This is a genomic window from Candidatus Saccharimonas sp., from assembly GCA_015256915.3.
In the GTDB taxonomy this organism is placed as follows: Bacteria; Patescibacteriota; Saccharimonadia; order Saccharimonadales; family Saccharimonadaceae; genus Nanogingivalis.
The window spans coordinates 86,278-103,232 of the sequence record CP076101.2; the positions used below are offsets into that span (position 1 = coordinate 86,278).

Consider the following 16,955-nt stretch of genomic DNA (forward strand, 5'->3'; position numbering starts at 1 on the left):
CTAAATTTATTTATGAAAGAACAAATTTTTAAAGGTCAAAGAGAAGGCGAAGAATTTCTCTTTATGTTTCGAAAGCATATCATTGCAATGCGAAAGGGTTTTTACCTTTTTTTGGGCGTTTTTGCGATTTCTTGTTTGCCAACATTTTTTATGCTAACATCAGATAGTCTAATGGATGCGCTCTGGATTGCTTTTGGTGGATTTATTGTTGGTTTAATTTTATTTTTTTATCAATTCATGCTTTGGTATTATTCTCTTTATATTGTTTCGAATGAGCGGATTCGCCAGATTACACAAAAAGGCTTTTTTGGGCGAAAAATGATGGACTTACCGCTTTCGAAAATTCAAAGTGTTAATTTTGAAATCCCAGGTTTTTTTGGTGAAATTTTCCATTTTGGAACAATCAATATTTTTACAATTGTGGGTGATTTAGAAATTAAAAATGTTGAACATCCAGAAGAGATTTATAATAAAATTCAAGATGCGATTTCGAAAGTTGAAATGGAGGGAGAAAATGAAGAATATTAGAGAGAAAGCTAAAAAAATTAGAGATAAGGTTTCAAAAAAACCTGAATCTCACGAAAGCCAGATTGCAAAAATTACAAATACGACACTTGAAGAACAGCGTCGTGAGATTTTAAATAAGGGTAAAAAATTTAAATATCCTGTGCAGTATAGCAAAAATCGTTTAGTGATTAACGCCTTAATTATTGCTGGTGTAATACTGATTACGGGTGCGAGCTTGCTTTGGTATCAGCTTTATCAAGCTCAAAATACCAGTGAGTTTGTTTATCGTTTTACGACTATATTTCCATTTCCAGTTGCAAAAGTTGATGGTGAGAAAGCACTTTATAGTGATTATTTAATGGAATATCGGGCAAATATGCAAATTGCAAATGCCAAAAAAGATGAAATTGAAGGAGCGAATAATATAAGCGCACTTTCAACTCTAAATAAATCAAAAGCAATGAAAAATGCAATCGCAAATGCTTATGCCCAAAAGAAGGCTCGTGAACTTGGAATTTCAGTTTCAGATAAAGAAATTAGCGAAGCTTTTGATGCACAGCGAAAAATACAAAATACCGAGCTTACTGAAAGCGCTTTATATAAGATTGCGGCTGATAATTATAGTCTTTCGCCAAGTGAATATCGCCGAATGTTCATTGAGTTGCCACTACTTCGCCGAAAAGTGACTGCACAAATTGACAAAACGGCTGAAAGCCTTAAAAATGATGTTTCAAAATATTTAAGTGAAAATGCAAATAATTTTTCGAAGGCTGTTGAACATTTTGGCGATAAAATTGAATACGCAAAACCCGGAAAAGTTCGAAAAACTAACATTGATGGTGGTCGTTCTAAAATTGCGGCAGGATTAAAAGTTGGTGAAGTTTCGGAACCATTTATTTCAAACTCGGGTGATGGCTATTACATAGTTAAATTGATTGAAAAAACTGATAATGAAGTTAGTTATGAATCGATAAAAATTAAATTTACCGAGTTTAATAAACAACTTGAGCAGCTCGAAAAAGACGGTAAGATTCAAAAATATATTAAAGTTGACTAAATAAATTGCACAGCAAAAGTTGTGCTTTTTATTTTTGTCTTAATAGGTTAAATAAAATAAAAAATCGCCCGAAAGCGATTCTTTAAAGTCTAAATTTGGCGCGCCCGACCGGATTCGAACCGGCGATCTCCTCCGTGACAGGGAGGCGTACTAGGCCAACTATACCACGAGCGCATCAGTAGACTAATACAATTTTATCAGACTCCCAGCAAAAAATCAAGCACTTTTTTGGTTTATTTTTCAAAAAGTTTGTGGTATAATTTAAGTATGTGCCGATGTAGCTCAGTTGGTAGAGCAACGCACTCGTAACGCGTAGGTCAGCAGTTCAATCCTGCTCATCGGCTCCAATTTATTTTTTTATGAAAACAATAGTTAATTTATTTAAACCAATTCTAAAAGACCGTAAAATGTTAATTTTGATGGCTTCTGTATTCATGTCTGGAATTATTTTCTTTATTTTTATGATTTTGAATACAAAATCATATGACTATCTTTTGAACGTGCGTTATACAGTTTTTGGAGCTAGTGAGTTTTATAAAGATTCCTGGACTTATCGTGTTGTTTTGGCTATTTTTGGTCTAATTATTTCATTTATTCATAATATTATTATCGCAAAAATTTATAACATTTCTGGTAGGCGTGCGGCTGCAGTTTTTGCAATTTTTAGTATTATTCTTGTTCTGGTTGGTATAATAATTATAGGCACTTCAATTCGTGAGATTCCAAACTAATGAGCAAGAAAGTTGATATTGAAATTCCACTTGGAAAGCGAACTTTTAAATATCGCTTTTTCGAAATTCTGCCAGCTTTTTTGAGTTTTGGTGCAATTATTTTAATGTTTATACTTTCGGCTTTTTCTCCTTTTTTGGCATCTCTTTATCTTTTAACGATTATCACAACTCTTCTTGTTAAGGCAATTGGAATTGCCTATCGAATGATAACGGGTCATCTTCAGATTGAAAAAGCTCAAAAAGTTGATTGGAATAAACGTCTAAATGAGCTTGAGAATGCTGAAAAATCTTTAGATATTCTCAAAAATCAGAGAAATAATGAATATGAGTTTAAAAACCATCTTCAGAATTTGAATGATATTATAGAAAATCCAGCTAGCTTTCCAAAGTCATCAAAGGTGAAAAATGCGGTAATTATTGCAGCTTATAATGAGCCTTATGAAGTGATTCAGCCAACTATTCAATCTGTTTTGGCTTCAAATTATGATGCAAAAAACTTGCTAATTTTTTTGGCATATGAAGAGCGGGGCGGTGAAGAAATTGAAAAAACTGCAATTAGGCTTAAAAAAGAATTTTCGAAAAGCTTTGGTGTTTTTGAAATTGTGAAACACCCAAAAAATCTACCAAATGAAGTTGTTGGGAAGGGTGGAAATATTACTTTTGCTGGGCGAGCGCTTCAAAAATATTGTGAAAACAATAAAATTCATTTCGAAAATGTACTCGTTACAACGCTTGATAGCGATAATAAGCCGCATAAGGAATATTTTGCTTGCGCAACTTATAGTTTTATTGTTCATGAAGACCGTAAAAGACTTTCGTATCAGCCAGTTTCGTTATTTTTGAATAATATTTGGGATGTTCCAGCTCCAATGCGTGTGGTCGCAACTGGCAACTCATTCTGGAATATCGTTTCAACAATGCGGCCGCATCTTTTACGAAATTTTGCTTCACACTCACAACCTCTTGATGCTTTAGTTGAAATGGATTTTTGGTCAACTCGCACAATCGTTGAAGATGGTCATCAATTTTGGAGAAGTTATTTTCATTTTGGTAGCGACTATTATGTGGTGCCGATTCGTGTACCAATTTACCAAGATGCGGTTCTAAGTGAAACTTTACCAAAAACGCTCAAGGCACAGTTTATTCAGCTTCGTCGCTGGATGTACGGAGCAAGCGATATACCATATGTTGCTAATTTATACTTTTCGAAAACTCGCAATGTGCCAATTGTTGATGGCTTAATGAAACTTATTCGCTTGATCGATGGTCATGTAACAGCTGTTTTTCAATCACCAATGGCTGCCTTTGGCGGTTGGGTACCACTGATTGTTTATGCTGCTTCTTCTCGTAGCGTGATTGTGCATCAATTACCAAATGTGATTAGTACACTTCAGCAAGTTGCAACTGTGGGGATTTTTATCACAATCTTGATTAGCTTAAAAATGCTACCGCCACGCCCAGAACGCTATAGAAAACGCCGTTCTTTATGGATGGTTGCGCAGTGGGTTTATATGCCTGTAACTTCAATATGTTATAACGCAGCAGCAGCAGCATATTCACAAACTCGTTTAGCATTCGGTAAATATCTTGATAAATTTGATGTTACTGAAAAAGGGCGAATTGAAGATGTTGAACGTGCGAAGGCTGAAAGAGCTAAAAGACGAGCTTTAAAGAAGCAAAAAAAATAAGTACTCTGAAAAGGGTATTTTATTTTTTGGCTTAATATTCATGAAATTTAAAAGCGGCCAATTTGACCGCCTGATGTAGGAGCATTTGTAAGATTTTCTTAAACCTTACCAAAAAATCGTTTGTCGTTTGGGTGACAAAAGGGAATGTGCCAATATGAATGTAACAGAGGATTACTAGAAAAACTTTCATTTTTTATAGTTTTTTATTTGCCCAAACCTGATTAGACTTTTTCCGAAGTCTAATCTCGTTTTTTATTTTACAGCGTTTTATTTAAAAAAGCAAGCATAATTACGATATTGAGTGTCTTTTTTTTGAAAGTTAAAAATTTTGTTCGCTTTTTAATAAAATTGAGTTTTTGAAAATAAAACATTTCACACGAAAGTCAAACTCAAAAAAGCGAACAACCCAAAATAAATATCTCACCAAATGAATAAAAATTTTCGAAAGCTAAAAACCAGCTTGTGGAAAAGCTTTGATGGAATGTGTAAAACTAAAAACACCATAACGCTATATGTAGTTAAGAAAAAAAGAACAAAAGTTGTAAAATCTATTGAGTTTTTTGCAAAGAAGTTGGTTTTTTGATATAATGATAGTGTTCTAAAATATTATAAATATAAAGCAGACTTTCGAAAAAGTTATTTTTTGCGTATTTGAGCCTTAGATAGGGCACTCTACGCGAATCATATTTTGTTGGCTCAATTGGGTCTGCTATAAATATTTTAGAACACTTCGCAAGGAGTGTCCTATTTTATTTATAGTAAAAATGAAAATCCTTTTTCGAAAAAGAAAGGATTTTTCGTGGCGAATAAAAATCTCACACGAGCAAAAAAGGTCAAAAATGATGAATTTTATACACAATACGATGATATTGAGAAGGAGTGTGAAAGGTATCGTGACCAATTTTATGGCAAAATAATTTACTGTAATTGCGACGACCCTGAAAATAGTAATTTCTTCTTATATTTTGCGAATAATTTTAAGTTTTTTGGCTTAAAGAAACTTATAACCACTCATTATGATTCTGAAAGGCCAACTTATAAACTGGAACTAACAGAAGAAATGATTGAAGACGGCGCCGTAACTGCTGAATGTGCCAAGAAAACTCTGCTCAAGGGTAACGGAGATTTTCGCAATCAAGAGAGTATTAAATTATTAAAAGAAGCCGATATAATCATAACTAATCCACCGTTTTCACTTTTTAGAGAATATATCGCTCAATTGATTAAGTATGGAAAGCAATTTTTAATTATGGGAAATAATAACTCAATCACCTATAAAGAGATTTTTAAATTAATAAAAGAAAACAAAATTTGGCTTGGTTATGATGTTAATAAAACTATGGAGTTTGCTTTAAGTGATAGTTATGAGAAATGGAGTCGTATAGAAAATGGTGTAAAGTATGGAAAAGTTCCTGCAATATCTTGGTTTACGAATCTTGAAACAGATAAACGCCATCAGGAGTTGATTTTATATAAAAAATATACCGCTGAAGAATTTCCGAAATATGATAATTATGACGCAATTGAAGTTTCGAAAGTTGTTGATATTCCGCAAGATTATGACGGTGTTATGGGTGTACCAATTACTTTTCTTGATAAATTCAATCCAGATCAATTTGAATTAATAGGCTCTAATCGTTGGGTTGGTCAAGACGAAGACGGAGTGTATGGTAGAAGTTCGTATTTGAATGGAAAAGAAACTTTTAAAAGGCTATTTATAAAGAATAAGAAAGTGAGTAAATAATTATGAAAATTGAACTTCATAAGATAAAAATCAAAGATATTTTTGAAGGCTATCGAAACAATAATGAAGAAGGTGTTGTTGGCTTTAGCGGAAAGTTAAATATTCGCCCAAAGTATCAGCGAGAATTTGTTTATGATGATCGCAAACGAAATGCTGTGATTGATACGGTTCGAAAGGGTTTTCCGCTAAATGTGATGTATTGGGTGAAAAATTCTGATGGAACTTTTGAAGTTTTAGATGGGCAACAACGAACAATTTCAATTTGTGAATATTTAAATAATAAATTCTCAATTTTGGATGAAGGAAATCGGAGGAAATTTTTCAATTTGACAGATTTTGAAAAGGAACAGATTAAGAATTATGAATTGATGATTTATTTTTGTGAAGGTAACGATAAAGAGAAGCTTGACTGGTTTAAAGTCATTAATATTGCTGGCGAAAAGTTAACAGATCAGGAACTTCGTAATGCTATTTATACTGGGGAATGGCTGACGCATGCGAAGAGTATTTTTAGTAAAAATAATTGTCCAGCTTGGAATTTAGCAAAAGATTATTTGAACGGTTCGCCAATTCGGCAAGATTATCTTGAAATTGCTCTTGATTGGATATCGAACGGTGAGATTGAAAAATATATGTCTGAAAATCAGAATAAACAAAACGCAAACGAGCTCTGGTTATATTTTCAAAATGTTATTTCTTGGGTGAAAATGACATTTATAAATTATCGCAAAGAAATGAAAGGTGTTAATTGGGGTGAGCTATATAATAGATTTAGCAGAGAAAATTTTGATACTACTGAAATTGAAAATCGAATTGTTGAATTATTGAAAGATGATGAAGTTACTAAGAAGTCTGGAATTTATAGATATATTTTAACAGGCGAAGAACGTTGGTTGAGCTTGCGAACTTTTACAGAAAATCAAAAAAGAGAAGCTTACGAGCAACAAAACGGAATTTGTTCGTTATGTGGAGAATATTTTAAGCTCGAAGAAATGCATGCCGACCATATTGTGCCGTGGAGTAAGGGTGGTAAAACAGTTATCGAAAATTGCCAAATGCTTTGCATGCAAGATAATATTAAAAAGAGTAATAACTAAAATAAAAAACAGCTTTCGAAAATGAAGGCTGTTTTGATTTTAATTTTGGTGGGCGATAGAGGACTCGAACCTCTGACTTTCACAACGTCAATGTGACGCTCTAGCCAACTGAGCTAATCGCCCGTGGTTTTATTTTAGCAAAGCTTGCAAGAAAATTCAAGTGGTGATAAAATAAAAAGAGTTAAAATATTATTTTCGAAAGGATTTTAAGTGGATAATAAAGAAGAAAAACTTTTTAAAATGCGTCACAGCCTTGCGCATATTATGGCGGCAGCAGTTCAGCGAATTTATAAGGACGCAAAGTTCGGTGTGGGGCCAGCAATCAGTGATGGTTTTTATTATGATATTGATTTAGGCGAAAATAAAATTTCAGAAAAAAACTTTGGAAAAATTGAAAAAGCTATGCGCCGAATTATTGCTGAAAAGCAAGATTTTGTGCGAAGCGAAGTTTCAATTGAAGAAGCAATTTCTTGGGCAAAAGAAACTAATCAACCATATAAATTGGAACTCTTGAATGATTTGAAAAATACTGGCACAACAGACGCAAAAATCCTTGCTGAAGGTGATTTTGAGCTTGGCAATGGTGCTGAAACTGTTAGTTTTTATACTAATGGAAACTATAAGGATTTATGCCGAGGTCCACACCTTTCGAATACTAGCGAAGTTGGCGCTTTTAAATTGATGCGTGTGGCGGGTGCTTATTGGCGTGGTGATGAGAGAAAACCACAGATGCAACGACTTTATGGTGTGGCTTTTGAAACGCAAGAAGAACTCGATGAATATCTTGAACGAATGGAAGAAGCCAAAAAACGTGACCATCGTAAACTTGGTAAAGAACTTGATTTGTATACCGTTTCTCCACTTGTTGGCATTGGTTTGCCACTCTTCACGCCGCGTGGAACAATTTTACGCGATGTTTTAGCAAACTATTCAAATCAATTACGCCAAAAATACGGTTTCGAAAAAGTTTGGACTCCGCACATTACTAAAAAAGATTTGTATGAAAAATCTGGACACTGGGCTAAATTTGGCGAAGAGCTTTTCTTGGTGAAATCGCAGGTTACTGGTGGTCAATTTGCACTAAAACCAATGAACTGCCCACATCATACACAGATTTTTGCTTCGAATCCAAGAAGCTACAAAGATTTACCAATCCGTTATCTTGAAACAACAACAGATTATCGTGATGAGCAAACTGGTGAGCTTGGTGGTTTGAACCGTGTTCGTTCTTTAACACAGGATGATTCGCATATTTTTTGTCGAACTGATCAAATTGAAGGTGAAATTCAAAACTTGTTAGCTGCTGCCCATGAGCTTTATTCTGGAATTGGAATGAAACTTCGAGTGCGCCTTAGCTATCGTGATGATTCTGATAGCTATCTTGGTGATTTGGCGGTCTGGGAAAGTGCACAAAATCAGCTTAAGAAAGCGGTTATTTCGAATAATTTAGATTATTTTGAAGAAGAGGGTGAAGCAGCATTTTATGGACCAAAAATCGACTTTATGGCAACAGATGCAATTGGTCGTGAACACCAAGTTGCAACGGTTCAGCTTGATTTTGTTCAGCCTGAGCGATTCGAACTTTCATATAAAAATTCTGAAGGCCAAGATGAACGGCCTGTGATGATTCACTGTGCTTTACTCGGTTCAATTGAGCGGTTTATGAGTGTTTATATTGAGCATAAAGCTGGCTGGTTTGATTTTTGGGCAGCTCCTGAGCAAGTTCGAATTTTAACAATCAACGATACTTTAAATGATTACGTTGAAGAAGTTTCGAAGATTCTTTCAGCTACTGTTCTTGATTCCCCAGTTAGACTCAATGAGATTCGCTATTCGGTAGATGGACGCAATGAATCATTAGGAAAGAAGATTCGTGAGGCAACTGCAATGAAAATCCCGGTTCAGCTAATTATTGGCCCTAAAGATAAAGAAAATAATGAAGTTAGTGTTCGTTTTCGAAAAAATAGTGAATTCGTTGAAGAAAAAGTTACTCTTCAAGATTTAGTGGAATTTATTCGAAAAATATAAAGTATGAGAAATAACACTTTAGTTATAATCACTGGCCCGACTGCAAGCGGTAAGACGAGCTTGGCTATAAAATTAGCCAAGCTTTTTGGCGGTGAGATTATTTCTGCTGATTCACGTGCGATTTATAAAGATATTAATATTGCTTCTGCAAAACCAACGATTAAGGAGCAAGAAGGTGTTATGCATTGGGGCTTTGATTTAGTTGAGCCCGGAGAGCGTTTTACTGCAGCAGATTTTAAGGAATATACCTATGCTAAGATTGATGATATTTTAGATCGTGGTAAAATTCCATTTTTAGTTGGTGGAACTGGATTATATATTGATGCGGTTTTATATGATTATAACTTTGGTGGTGAAGTTGATGATGATTTTCGAAAAGGCCTGAACCAGAGAACTGTCGAAGATCTACAAAAGTATATTTTTGAAAATAAAATTGAAATGCCAGAAAATAATAAGAATAAGCGATATCTAATTCGATCAATAGAAAAAAGCATAAGCGAAAAGGGTAAAAGTTGTAAAAAACACAATAAGTATAATAATATTGTTGTAGGAATAACAACTAATCGCGAAGAACTACGAGAAAAAATCTTTAAAAGAAATGAGCATTTTTTTATCTCTGGAATAATTGAAGAATACAAAAAAGTTGAACAGAAATATGGCCCAAATTCTGAAGCAATGACAGCAAATGCTTATCCGTTAATTCGAAATTTTTTGAATGGAGAATTGGATGAAAAGGAACTTATTGATAAGATGTCTGTGCGGGATTGGAGATTGGCTAAAAGACAGATAACTTTTATGAAGAGAAATAAAGATATAGTGTGGCTTGATTTAAAAGATGCTGAACAATTTATTATTTCGAAAATTAATAAATGTATAAAAAAGTTGTAAAAGGTCTAGTTGATTTTTGAAAAATATGGTAAAATAGATTTATGGAACAGAGTATAAATGCACTATTTGGCTCAAAAACGAGGGTTAAACTTTTAAACCTATTTTTCAATAGTCCAGAAGAGAAGTTTTATGTTCGTGAAATATCGCGAATTATTGATGAACAAGTTAACTCTGTTCGGAGAGAACTAACCAATCTTGAAAGTGTTGGCATCGTAAAAAACTCAACAGAAGATAGGAAGATTTTCTATCAAGCGAACCAGAGGTTTAAATACTACCTTCCGCTAAGGGCGATTTTTGCTGGAGTTAAAATGAACGAGAGTGTTTCTGTTGATAAAAAAATATCTTCTATAGATAGATGGCAGTCTGAAGTTGAAAATATTCAAAAGCAAATAGATATTCTTGTATTATTTGGAGTTTTCGTTGATGATGTGGATTCGGATATTGATATGTTGATAGTTGGAAATAACCAGGATAAAAAGCTTTCGAATTGGGCTTCAGATATTGAGAAGAAAGAAGGCCGTGAGCTAAACTATATGATTTTATCTATGGAAGATTTTTATTATCGATACACTACGCAAGATACCTTTATGAAAGGGTTATTTAAAAATAATTACAAAATAGTCTTTGATAAAGAGAATATACTTGAAAAATTATAATGGGAGTAAAAAATGTTTGATATTGAATATAAGGGTGCAAACAGTATCGTAATTTCTACAAAAAAGATTTCATTAATAACTGATCCTAAACATTCTATTTTTGGTGACAAAGATTTAGTTATTAAAGAAGGGGTTGAGCTTGCCACTGAGGAGAGGTTTAAAACTAGTAATGAAGATTTTAAGCTTTCAATATCCTATCCTGGAAGTTATGAAGTGTCAGATTTTACTATAAATGGTTATCAAGAAAAACGGCATATTGATGAAGACAAGGATGGTGAAAAATCTGTAATTTATAGTGTTGAAGTTTGTGGTGTTAGAATTGGTATTTTGGGAAATATTGACCCAAATTTATCTGATGACCAGCTTGAGAACCTTGGTGTTTTGGATATTTTAGTTTTACCGATTGGTGGTGGCGGATATACTCTAGATGTAACAGCTGCGGCAAATATTGCTAGAAGATCTGATGCGAAAATAATTATTCCTGTTCATTATGCTGATGATGGGATTAACTACGAAGTTCCTCAATCTGATTTTGCGCTTTTCGAAAAAGAACTAGGTGTTGATGTTGAAAAAACTACAAAGTATAAAGTGAAATCAGCTACAAGTTTACCTGAGAAAATGACAATAGTTAAAATTGAACGGACAAAATAATATTTTTTAAAGAGCTAATCTTTCGAAGATAGGCTCTTTTTTATATAAGAAAAAACCCACAAAATTGTGGGAATTTTCTTTTGAGATAAAAATATTATAGAATACCTTTTTTCTTCAAAGTTCGGATAGCTGCGGTGCTCAAATTTAGTCGAACTTTTTTACCATCAATAATAATAGTTTTCTTTTGGATGTTTGGCTTAAAAGTTCGTTTTGTGCGTCGCAATGAAAAGCTAACGTTGTTTCCGTGTTGCTTTCCTTTTCCTGTTAAATCACATACTGCCATTTTAACTCTCTTTACTTTAATATTTACAATCTGTTCCATTATAACGTATTTTTTAAAAAAGGTCAAGTGGTGTATAATAGATATATGGTTTTTATAATATTTATATCTATAATTTCAATATTAGTAGCAATGATCGTTCATGAATTTTCTCACGGATTTGTCGCCTATTTATTGGGTGATGAAACAGCAAAAAGGGAGGGAAGATTAACTTTAAATCCAATTGCGCATTTAGACCCTTATATTAGTATTATTTTACCGATATTGTGCGTATTTTCAAATCTTCCTGTAATTGGTGGTGCAAAACCTGTCCCAGTTGATTCTAGGGAGCTTAAATGGGGCAAATGGGGTATGGCCCTCGTTGCTCTTGCTGGGCCTTTGTCTAATTTTATAATGGCGTTCATATCTTTTACGATAATGCACGCTTTAAACTTATCACATGGTGATATCGCGGCTATTTTTGGTAGATTTACACTAATTAATTTGAGTTTGGCGATTTTTAACTTAATTCCGATTCCGCCGCTAGATGGTTCAAAAATTCTTCAACCATTTGCACCAGAATTTATTCAAGATTTTTTTGACAGGCTGGAATCTTACGGTTCAATTTTTATTTTAGCTTTAATGTTTTTGTTTTCTACCGTAATTTCTAATTATGTTAATTTCTCAATGAGTCTCATTCTTGAAGGGTTCTCAGCTTTTTTACGGATTTTTGGTTTGTAGAATTTAAAACACTGGATTTTTATTTTAAAAATTGGTATAATTAAAGTAAGCCCTGCTGGCGAATGATTTTTCCTGAATAATCATTTATAAAGGAACTCCAAACGATGATCTACTATCGTGGTAGTAGGTTGAGGAGGTATCCACCGTATAATTTTATGCGGGGAAAATATCAAAGTTGGCGGGGCTTTTTATATTTGTTGAAATTTGATATAATAGAAGATAGCTTGTTAGATGGTCGCTAATTTAAAATTAGAGGAAAGTCCGGGCAGCATAGAGCAAGGCAGTTGTTAACGACAACCGAGGGAAACCTTAGGGAAAGTGCCACAGAAACGATACCGCCTGAAAAGGTAAGGGTGAAAGGAGTGAGGTAAGAGCTCACAGTTGCTCGCGGTGACGCGAAGTAAGAGGTAAACCCTGTCTGCTGCAAGGAGAATTATAAAAATGGTTGCTCGCCATAATTCGATAACCGCTTGATTTAAGGAGTAATTCTTAAACTAGATAGATGACTATCCACGACAGAACCCGGCTTATAGACAAGCTTTTAATTTTAAACTAAAAATCACACCTCTTTCGAAAGTGTGATTTTTAGTTTTTATTGAAGAATTACTTTACTGATTCAACAATTTTCGCAAAAGCTTTTGGTTCGCTAACTGCTAATTCTGCAAGAACTTTTCGGTCAAGTTCAATATTTTTAGCTTTCAAGCCAGCGATAAGCTTTCCGTAAGTGATTCCGTTTTCGCGCGCTGCAATATTGATTCGAGTAATCCATAGGGCTCGAAGATCTCGTTTGCGATTTCGGCGGTCACGATATGCGTATTGCAATGAGCGGATTACGCCTTGTTTAGCTAATCGATATGAGCGTGTTCGCGCATGTTGCATACCCTTAGCTGCTTTTAGGATTTTCTTATGCTTTGCTCGTGCTGTTACACCTCGTTTTACTCGCATATTATTTTACTCCCAATGCTCGTTTAATATTTTTAGCCATTGCTCCTTCTACAGTTGCAGTGGTGTTAATTCGTCGTTTTCGACTTTTGCTTTTCTTGGAAAGCATGTGGTTCTTAAAGGCCCGACGGCGTACTACTTTGCCGCTTCCAGTAAGCTTCATTCGCTTTGCTGTGCCCTTATGTGTTTTTAATTTAGGCATTATTATTTACTCCTTACTACCAAACTCAGATTGCGGCCAGCCATCTGAGGTTTTTGCTCGACTATAGCTTCTTCTTCGAGAAGGGAAACAATTTTATCAGCCATTTCAAATCCAATTTCTTTATGAGCCATTTCTCGACCCTTGAAAACGATTTGAATTTTAACTTTATTTCCTGCAGACAAGAATTTTTTAACTTTTCGAAGTTTTATATCCAGGTCTCCAGAACCAATTTTTAGCCCAAAGCGCATTTGTTTAAGTTCAACTTGTTTGGCTTTACGCTTATTCTTCTGCTGTTCTTTCATTTTTTGATATTGGAATTTACCCCAATCAATAATTTTAACAACAGGCGGTTCAGCGTTTGGTGAGATTTCTACAAGATCTAGTCCTGCTTCTTGAGCAAGATTAAAAGCCTCTTTCGAACTCATAATTCCAAGTTGTTCGCCACTTTGACCGATAACGCGAACTTCGCGAGCGCGAATTTCTTCGTTTATTCGAATTTTTTTGCTAATAATTTTCCTTCCTTTCGAATTGCTATTTTTCAGCAATTTACTCGCATATTATTTTATCAAATTTTTTAAAATAAATCAAGTATTTTACTTAATTTTCATTTTTATGACGATATTGTAAAGCTTCGCTAATGTGATTTACTTTAATATCTTTTGATGAATTAAGGTCTGCGATTGTGCGCGAAACTTTAAGTATCTTTAGAAATGCTCGAGCGGATAGGTCAAGCCTTGATGTTGCTAAATTTAATAGATCTTCAGCTTCTTTCGAAATATTAAATCTATTTTTTACATCATTAGTTTTAACCATACTGTTGTATAAATTACTGCAATCATAACGCTTATGCTGTAATTCTAACGACATCTCTATCTGTTTTTTAGCATTAGCATGTTCAGAATTTTGATTGTTATTCTTTGAAAGAAGATTTTTGTTATGTATTCTATCAACATTAACAACCATATCAATTCTATCCATTAACGGTCCAGAAAGCTTTCTTTGGTAATTAAGAATTTGTGTGGATGAACAAGTGCATTCTTTTGTTGTGTCTCCATAAAAACCACAAGGGCAGGGGTTCATTGTTGCAATAAGCATAAAATTTGCAGGATAAGAGCTTTTTCGATTTGTGCGAGTTATGGTTATTTTTCTATCTTCTAACGGCTGCCGTAAGCTTTCGAGTATAGATTTGGGGAATTCTGGCATTTCGTCTAAAAATAGAACACCATTGTGTGCTAGACTAATCTCGCCAGGTAAAGCTTTCGAACCGCCTCCAATTATGGAAACTTTACTTGCGGTATGATGTGGCGTGCGAAAAGGCCTCAAAATATTTGAGTTAATTTCATCAACTAAACCGTGAATTTTTAAAACTTCTAATAACTCACTTTTCGAAAGCGGTGGCAGTAGATTTAAGGCGGCTTGGGCAAGCATTGTTTTTCCTGTTCCTGGAGGGCCAGTTAGTAGTATATTGTGCCTTCCAGCTATCGCGATAGTTAGAGCTCTTTTTGCTTGTTCTTGACTGATAATATCATCGAGAATAATGCCATCGTTATTATCTTTAAAAGTGTTAATATTTTCTTCATTTTTTATTATTTTTTCATTTTTAAGATGAAGAAAAATATCTTTAAGATTTCTTGCGCCAATTAATTTTACACCGTCTATTATTGAGCTTGTTCCTAAATTTTCAATAGGTAAGAAAATTTCTTTAATTCCGTGGCTTCGAAGTTTTTCGACAATATTGATAATACCTTTAATTGGTCTAAGATCTCCATTTAGTGATAACTCGCCAACAAATACGCGGGATTTTAATTCGTGCTGCTTTAGTTGGTTTGAGAGCGTTAAAATCGAAATTGCAATAGGTAGGTCGAAAAAAGTTCCGTCTTTTGGAATTTCTGCAGGTGCTAAATTGATGATAATTTTCTTAGCAGGGAAATCTAACATTGAGTTTTTAATTGCGCTTCGAACTCGCTCTTTTGCTTCATCGATTGCTTTATTTCCCATTCCAACAATTTGTAGGCTTGGTAATCCTTTCGAAGAATCTCCTTCCACCTCAATAATCTCTGCTTCATAGCCAATTGGTGCGGCTGATATAACTTTACTCACCATAATGTAATAATTTTATCATAAGCATTTAAAAATCTCAATTTTATGATATAATGTAAATATGTTGGGGCTGAATTAGCTTTAGACAAGAGGAATTTAACAGTTTGGCTTGCAAGTCGTTTACTGCGTAAAGTATTAAATAAATGCAAAAAACTTTGCAGCTAAAGTTGCAGCATTCTTTGCTCCAGCTTCAGCACCAGTTGCTGCTTAATTTTATTGGCAACCATTTTTCGAAATGGGGCAGTGTGTATTTCGAAAAGTGTCATATTTTTTTCACTGATAGCTTAAAATTTTCGCGATAAATTTTAAGTGAGATTTTTTTCGCAACTTTTAATATATTTTTGTTGATTTTTTAAGTATTAAATTTTAACCAAAATTGACTAAACTTGTAGAAGGCTAAAATGTTACCTTTTGGACCCGAGGGCAGTTCTCGGCAGCTCCACCAAAAATATTCTTAAGAGCATCTTTCATATAAGATGTTTTTTATTTTTTGAAAAATAAAAATGAGCGACTGCGAGGAACGCTCATTTTATAAATAGTAATGTGGAGTTTTTGATTTTTAATTTTAGAGTTTTATGTGAACTGCGGGATTCACTTGAAATAATTTTTATTTTTGGCTCATGTATAAACTTTTTATTCATAAGCTACCTCTATAATAATCTAAAATAAGCATAAAGTCAATACTTTTTTGTATAATTTTTTTGTTCATTAAAATTAACAGATTTAAACATGTTAAAAGTACAACAAAACTAATTTTATTGCGCTTATGGTATTGACTTTTCGAAAAGCTTGTGATAGAATAAGAATAGCTTTGAAAGAAATAAAAAGCAAAAATAAAAAACAGTATTGTACATTTCACCAAGCACATTAGAAATTTTAAAATTTAATAATTTTGAGTTGTCCGTTAGACTTTTTACGGAGTTTGAACGGCGATTTGAAATTAAGGTTTATAAAATCGTCATTGGATTTTTAACTTATTTTCGAAACGCCAAAAAGCTCCGCAAATAGTATAGATGCGTAGAGCGCTGAGGCACTAAAATAAGTACTTGTATCTTCAAAAGAAGATATTTAAGGAACCCTCAATGAAATATGCTTCTCCTTGCGAGAAGCGGTCAACTAGCTCAAAAGAGTAGGCATCAAAAGAGTAGGCCGTAGACCACATATTTTAGTAAGGTATTTTGTTATGATGGAAATCTACTTGTTTGCTCTTTGTACTTGCTTACTCTTTGGGCTGAATCTAACAAAATGGTATTATATTATGATTTCAAAAATTATTTTTAGTCTGTCTGGGTTGTCGGGTGTTGGTATTTTTTTAATGCTCACTCAAACTTCTCCTAATAAAGTTGGTCCGGTTGGGATCCTTGCATTATTTGCGATGATATATTTGGTCTTTCTTGGTATTATTGCGATATTTTTATATTCTTCACATCGGGTTTTTTCGCTTGCATATTCTTTAGTCAGAAAGGGCCAGCCTTCACTAAAAAAACAAGAAAAAAATCCAGCTTTCTTTTTGAAATATTCTGCTGCGCTCGCTTTTGCTCCAATTGGAATTATAGCAAAACAATCCACCGGCGGAGTCGGAGTATTCGAAATATTATTATTGATAATTATTGAAGCAATCGCAATAATTTACATTTCAAAACGCTAACGTTTGTGATATAATA

General features: G+C 33.8%; 17 protein-coding genes, 3 tRNA genes and 2 other RNA genes. 15 read left to right on the top strand and 7 right to left on the bottom strand.

Annotated elements, in window-relative coordinates; translation table 11 throughout:
* Nucleotides 1-12: 12 nt before the first annotated feature.
* Nucleotides 13-528, top strand: a complete 516-nt coding sequence (locus tag HXL38_000435; GenBank protein QWB91045.2) for a PH domain-containing protein — start codon at nt 13-15, stop codon at nt 526-528.
* Nucleotides 515-1,564, top strand: a complete 1,050-nt coding sequence (locus HXL38_000440; GenBank protein QWB91046.1) for a SurA N-terminal domain-containing protein — start codon at nt 515-517, stop codon at nt 1,562-1,564. Before HXL38_000435 ends, HXL38_000440 begins: the two co-directional genes overlap by 14 nt.
* Nucleotides 1,565-1,660: 96 nt before the next feature.
* Here the strand turns inward: HXL38_000440 and HXL38_000445 are convergent.
* Nucleotides 1,661-1,738: transfer RNA gene (locus tag HXL38_000445), tRNA-Asp, on the bottom strand.
* 97 nt (nt 1,739-1,835) lie between these two features.
* Between HXL38_000445 and HXL38_000450 the strand changes: the two genes are divergently transcribed.
* The 5 genes from HXL38_000450 (at nt 1,836) to HXL38_000470 (ending at nt 6,824) form a co-directional block, all read left to right on the top strand.
* Nucleotides 1,836-1,911 (top strand) — tRNA-Thr (locus tag HXL38_000450).
* Nucleotides 1,912-1,923: 12 nt separating this feature from the next.
* On the top strand, nt 1,924-2,295 hold the full coding sequence (locus tag HXL38_000455; GenBank protein QWB91047.1) for a hypothetical protein: 372 nt from the start codon (nt 1,924-1,926) through the stop codon (nt 2,293-2,295).
* A complete protein-coding gene (locus HXL38_000460) occupies nt 2,295-3,983 on the top strand; it encodes a glycosyltransferase family 2 protein (GenBank protein ID QWB91048.1) in 1,689 nt (562 codons plus the stop codon). The genes HXL38_000455 and HXL38_000460 overlap by 1 nt, the downstream gene beginning before the upstream one ends.
* A gap of 799 nt (nt 3,984-4,782) precedes the next feature.
* Entirely contained in the window at nt 4,783-5,727 is a 945-nt protein-coding gene (locus tag HXL38_000465) for an adenine-specific methyltransferase EcoRI family protein (GenBank protein ID QWB91264.1), read from the top strand.
* A 2-nt stretch (nt 5,728-5,729) separates the two neighbouring features.
* Nucleotides 5,730-6,824 (top strand): DUF262 domain-containing protein, encoded by a 1,095-nt coding sequence (locus HXL38_000470; GenBank protein QWB91049.1) that lies wholly within the window; start codon nt 5,730-5,732, stop codon nt 6,822-6,824.
* A 46-nt stretch (nt 6,825-6,870) separates the two neighbouring features.
* On the opposite strand, the gene HXL38_000475 is transcribed toward HXL38_000470, so the two are convergent.
* Nucleotides 6,871-6,947 (bottom strand) — tRNA-Val (locus tag HXL38_000475).
* A gap of 117 nt (nt 6,948-7,064) precedes the next feature.
* Between HXL38_000475 and thrS the strand changes: the two genes are divergently transcribed.
* The 4 genes from thrS to HXL38_000495 are packed head-to-tail and all read left to right on the top strand — an operon-like array spanning nt 7,065 to nt 11,047.
* Nucleotides 7,065-8,852, top strand: coding sequence for a threonine--tRNA ligase (gene thrS / locus HXL38_000480; GenBank protein QWB91265.1), 1,788 nt, complete (start codon nt 7,065-7,067; stop codon nt 8,850-8,852).
* Between the two features lie 3 nt (nt 8,853-8,855).
* On the top strand, nt 8,856-9,740 hold the full coding sequence (miaA, locus tag HXL38_000485) for a tRNA (adenosine(37)-N6)-dimethylallyltransferase MiaA (protein QWB91050.1): 885 nt from the start codon (nt 8,856-8,858) through the stop codon (nt 9,738-9,740).
* A gap of 41 nt (nt 9,741-9,781) precedes the next feature.
* Nucleotides 9,782-10,396 (top strand): transcriptional regulator, encoded by a 615-nt coding sequence (locus tag HXL38_000490; protein QWB91051.1) that lies wholly within the window; start codon nt 9,782-9,784, stop codon nt 10,394-10,396.
* 12 nt (nt 10,397-10,408) lie between these two features.
* Nucleotides 10,409-11,047, top strand: a complete 639-nt coding sequence (locus tag HXL38_000495) for an MBL fold metallo-hydrolase (GenBank protein ID QWB91052.1) — start codon at nt 10,409-10,411, stop codon at nt 11,045-11,047.
* 94 nt (nt 11,048-11,141) lie between these two features.
* On the opposite strand, the gene rpmB is transcribed toward HXL38_000495, so the two are convergent.
* Complete coding sequence (gene rpmB / locus HXL38_000500) at nt 11,142-11,330, bottom strand: 50S ribosomal protein L28 (protein ID QWB91266.1); 189 nt, start codon at nt 11,328-11,330, stop codon at nt 11,142-11,144.
* Nucleotides 11,331-11,414: 84 nt separating this feature from the next.
* On the opposite strand from rpmB, the gene HXL38_000505 reads away from it, so the two are divergent.
* Together HXL38_000505 and rnpB are read left to right on the top strand one after the other, a co-directional pair.
* Nucleotides 11,415-12,047 (top strand): site-2 protease family protein, encoded by a 633-nt coding sequence (locus HXL38_000505; GenBank protein ID QWB91053.1) that lies wholly within the window; start codon nt 11,415-11,417, stop codon nt 12,045-12,047.
* A 219-nt stretch (nt 12,048-12,266) separates the two neighbouring features.
* Nucleotides 12,267-12,593: RNase P RNA component class A (rnpB, locus tag HXL38_000510), an RNA gene on the top strand.
* 57 nt (nt 12,594-12,650) lie between these two features.
* Here rnpB and rplT read toward each other — a convergent pair.
* The 4 genes from rplT to HXL38_000530 all read right to left on the bottom strand — a co-directional run bounded on the left by rplT (nt 12,651) and on the right by HXL38_000530 (nt 15,294).
* Nucleotides 12,651-12,992, bottom strand: coding sequence for a 50S ribosomal protein L20 (gene rplT, locus HXL38_000515; protein ID QWB91054.1), 342 nt, complete (start codon nt 12,990-12,992; stop codon nt 12,651-12,653).
* Between the two features lies 1 nt (nt 12,993).
* Nucleotides 12,994-13,191, bottom strand: coding sequence for a 50S ribosomal protein L35 (gene rpmI / locus HXL38_000520; protein QWB91055.1), 198 nt, complete (start codon nt 13,189-13,191; stop codon nt 12,994-12,996).
* Between the two features lie 2 nt (nt 13,192-13,193).
* Nucleotides 13,194-13,700: a translation initiation factor IF-3 gene (gene infC / locus HXL38_000525; GenBank protein QWB91267.2), complete on the bottom strand. Its 507-nt coding sequence runs from the start codon at nt 13,698-13,700 to the stop codon at nt 13,194-13,196.
* A gap of 88 nt (nt 13,701-13,788) precedes the next feature.
* The gene (locus HXL38_000530) at nt 13,789-15,294 is read right to left on the bottom strand and encodes a YifB family Mg chelatase-like AAA ATPase (GenBank protein QWB91056.1); all 1,506 of its coding nucleotides are present in this window, start codon (nt 15,292-15,294) and stop codon (nt 13,789-13,791) included.
* A gap of 63 nt (nt 15,295-15,357) precedes the next feature.
* Here HXL38_000530 and ssrA point away from each other — a divergent pair.
* Nucleotides 15,358-15,736, top strand: a transfer-messenger RNA (tmRNA) gene (gene ssrA / locus HXL38_000535).
* A gap of 813 nt (nt 15,737-16,549) precedes the next feature.
* Nucleotides 16,550-16,939, top strand: a complete 390-nt coding sequence (locus HXL38_000540) for a hypothetical protein (protein QWB91057.1) — start codon at nt 16,550-16,552, stop codon at nt 16,937-16,939.
* Nucleotides 16,940-16,955: the final 16 nt, after the last annotated feature.

What these genes read in the sequence shown, in the direction of transcription:
- HXL38_000435 (QWB91045.2), top strand. Translation starts at nt 13, where the DNA reads ATGAAAGAACAAATTTTTAAAGGTCAAAGAGAAGGCGAAGAATTTCTC.
- HXL38_000440 (QWB91046.1), top strand. Translation starts at nt 515, where the DNA reads ATGAAGAATATTAGAGAGAAAGCTAAAAAAATTAGAGATAAGGTTTCA.
- HXL38_000455 (QWB91047.1), top strand. Translation starts at nt 1,924, where the DNA reads ATGAAAACAATAGTTAATTTATTTAAACCAATTCTAAAAGACCGTAAA.
- HXL38_000460 (QWB91048.1), top strand. Translation starts at nt 2,295, where the DNA reads ATGAGCAAGAAAGTTGATATTGAAATTCCACTTGGAAAGCGAACTTTT.
- HXL38_000470 (QWB91049.1), top strand. Translation starts at nt 5,730, where the DNA reads ATGAAAATTGAACTTCATAAGATAAAAATCAAAGATATTTTTGAAGGC.
- thrS (QWB91265.1), top strand. Translation starts at nt 7,065, where the DNA reads ATGCGTCACAGCCTTGCGCATATTATGGCGGCAGCAGTTCAGCGAATT.
- miaA (QWB91050.1), top strand. Translation starts at nt 8,856, where the DNA reads ATGAGAAATAACACTTTAGTTATAATCACTGGCCCGACTGCAAGCGGT.
- HXL38_000490 (QWB91051.1), top strand. Translation starts at nt 9,782, where the DNA reads ATGGAACAGAGTATAAATGCACTATTTGGCTCAAAAACGAGGGTTAAA.
- HXL38_000495 (QWB91052.1), top strand. Translation starts at nt 10,409, where the DNA reads ATGTTTGATATTGAATATAAGGGTGCAAACAGTATCGTAATTTCTACA.
- rpmB (QWB91266.1), bottom strand. Translation starts at nt 11,330, where the DNA reads ATGGCAGTATGTGATTTAACAGGAAAAGGAAAGCAACACGGAAACAAC.
- HXL38_000505 (QWB91053.1), top strand. Translation starts at nt 11,415, where the DNA reads ATGGTTTTTATAATATTTATATCTATAATTTCAATATTAGTAGCAATG.
- rplT (QWB91054.1), bottom strand. Translation starts at nt 12,992, where the DNA reads ATGCGAGTAAAACGAGGTGTAACAGCACGAGCAAAGCATAAGAAAATC.
- rpmI (QWB91055.1), bottom strand. Translation starts at nt 13,191, where the DNA reads ATGCCTAAATTAAAAACACATAAGGGCACAGCAAAGCGAATGAAGCTT.
- HXL38_000530 (QWB91056.1), bottom strand. Translation starts at nt 15,294, where the DNA reads ATGGTGAGTAAAGTTATATCAGCCGCACCAATTGGCTATGAAGCAGAG.
- HXL38_000540 (QWB91057.1), top strand. Translation starts at nt 16,550, where the DNA reads ATGATTTCAAAAATTATTTTTAGTCTGTCTGGGTTGTCGGGTGTTGGT.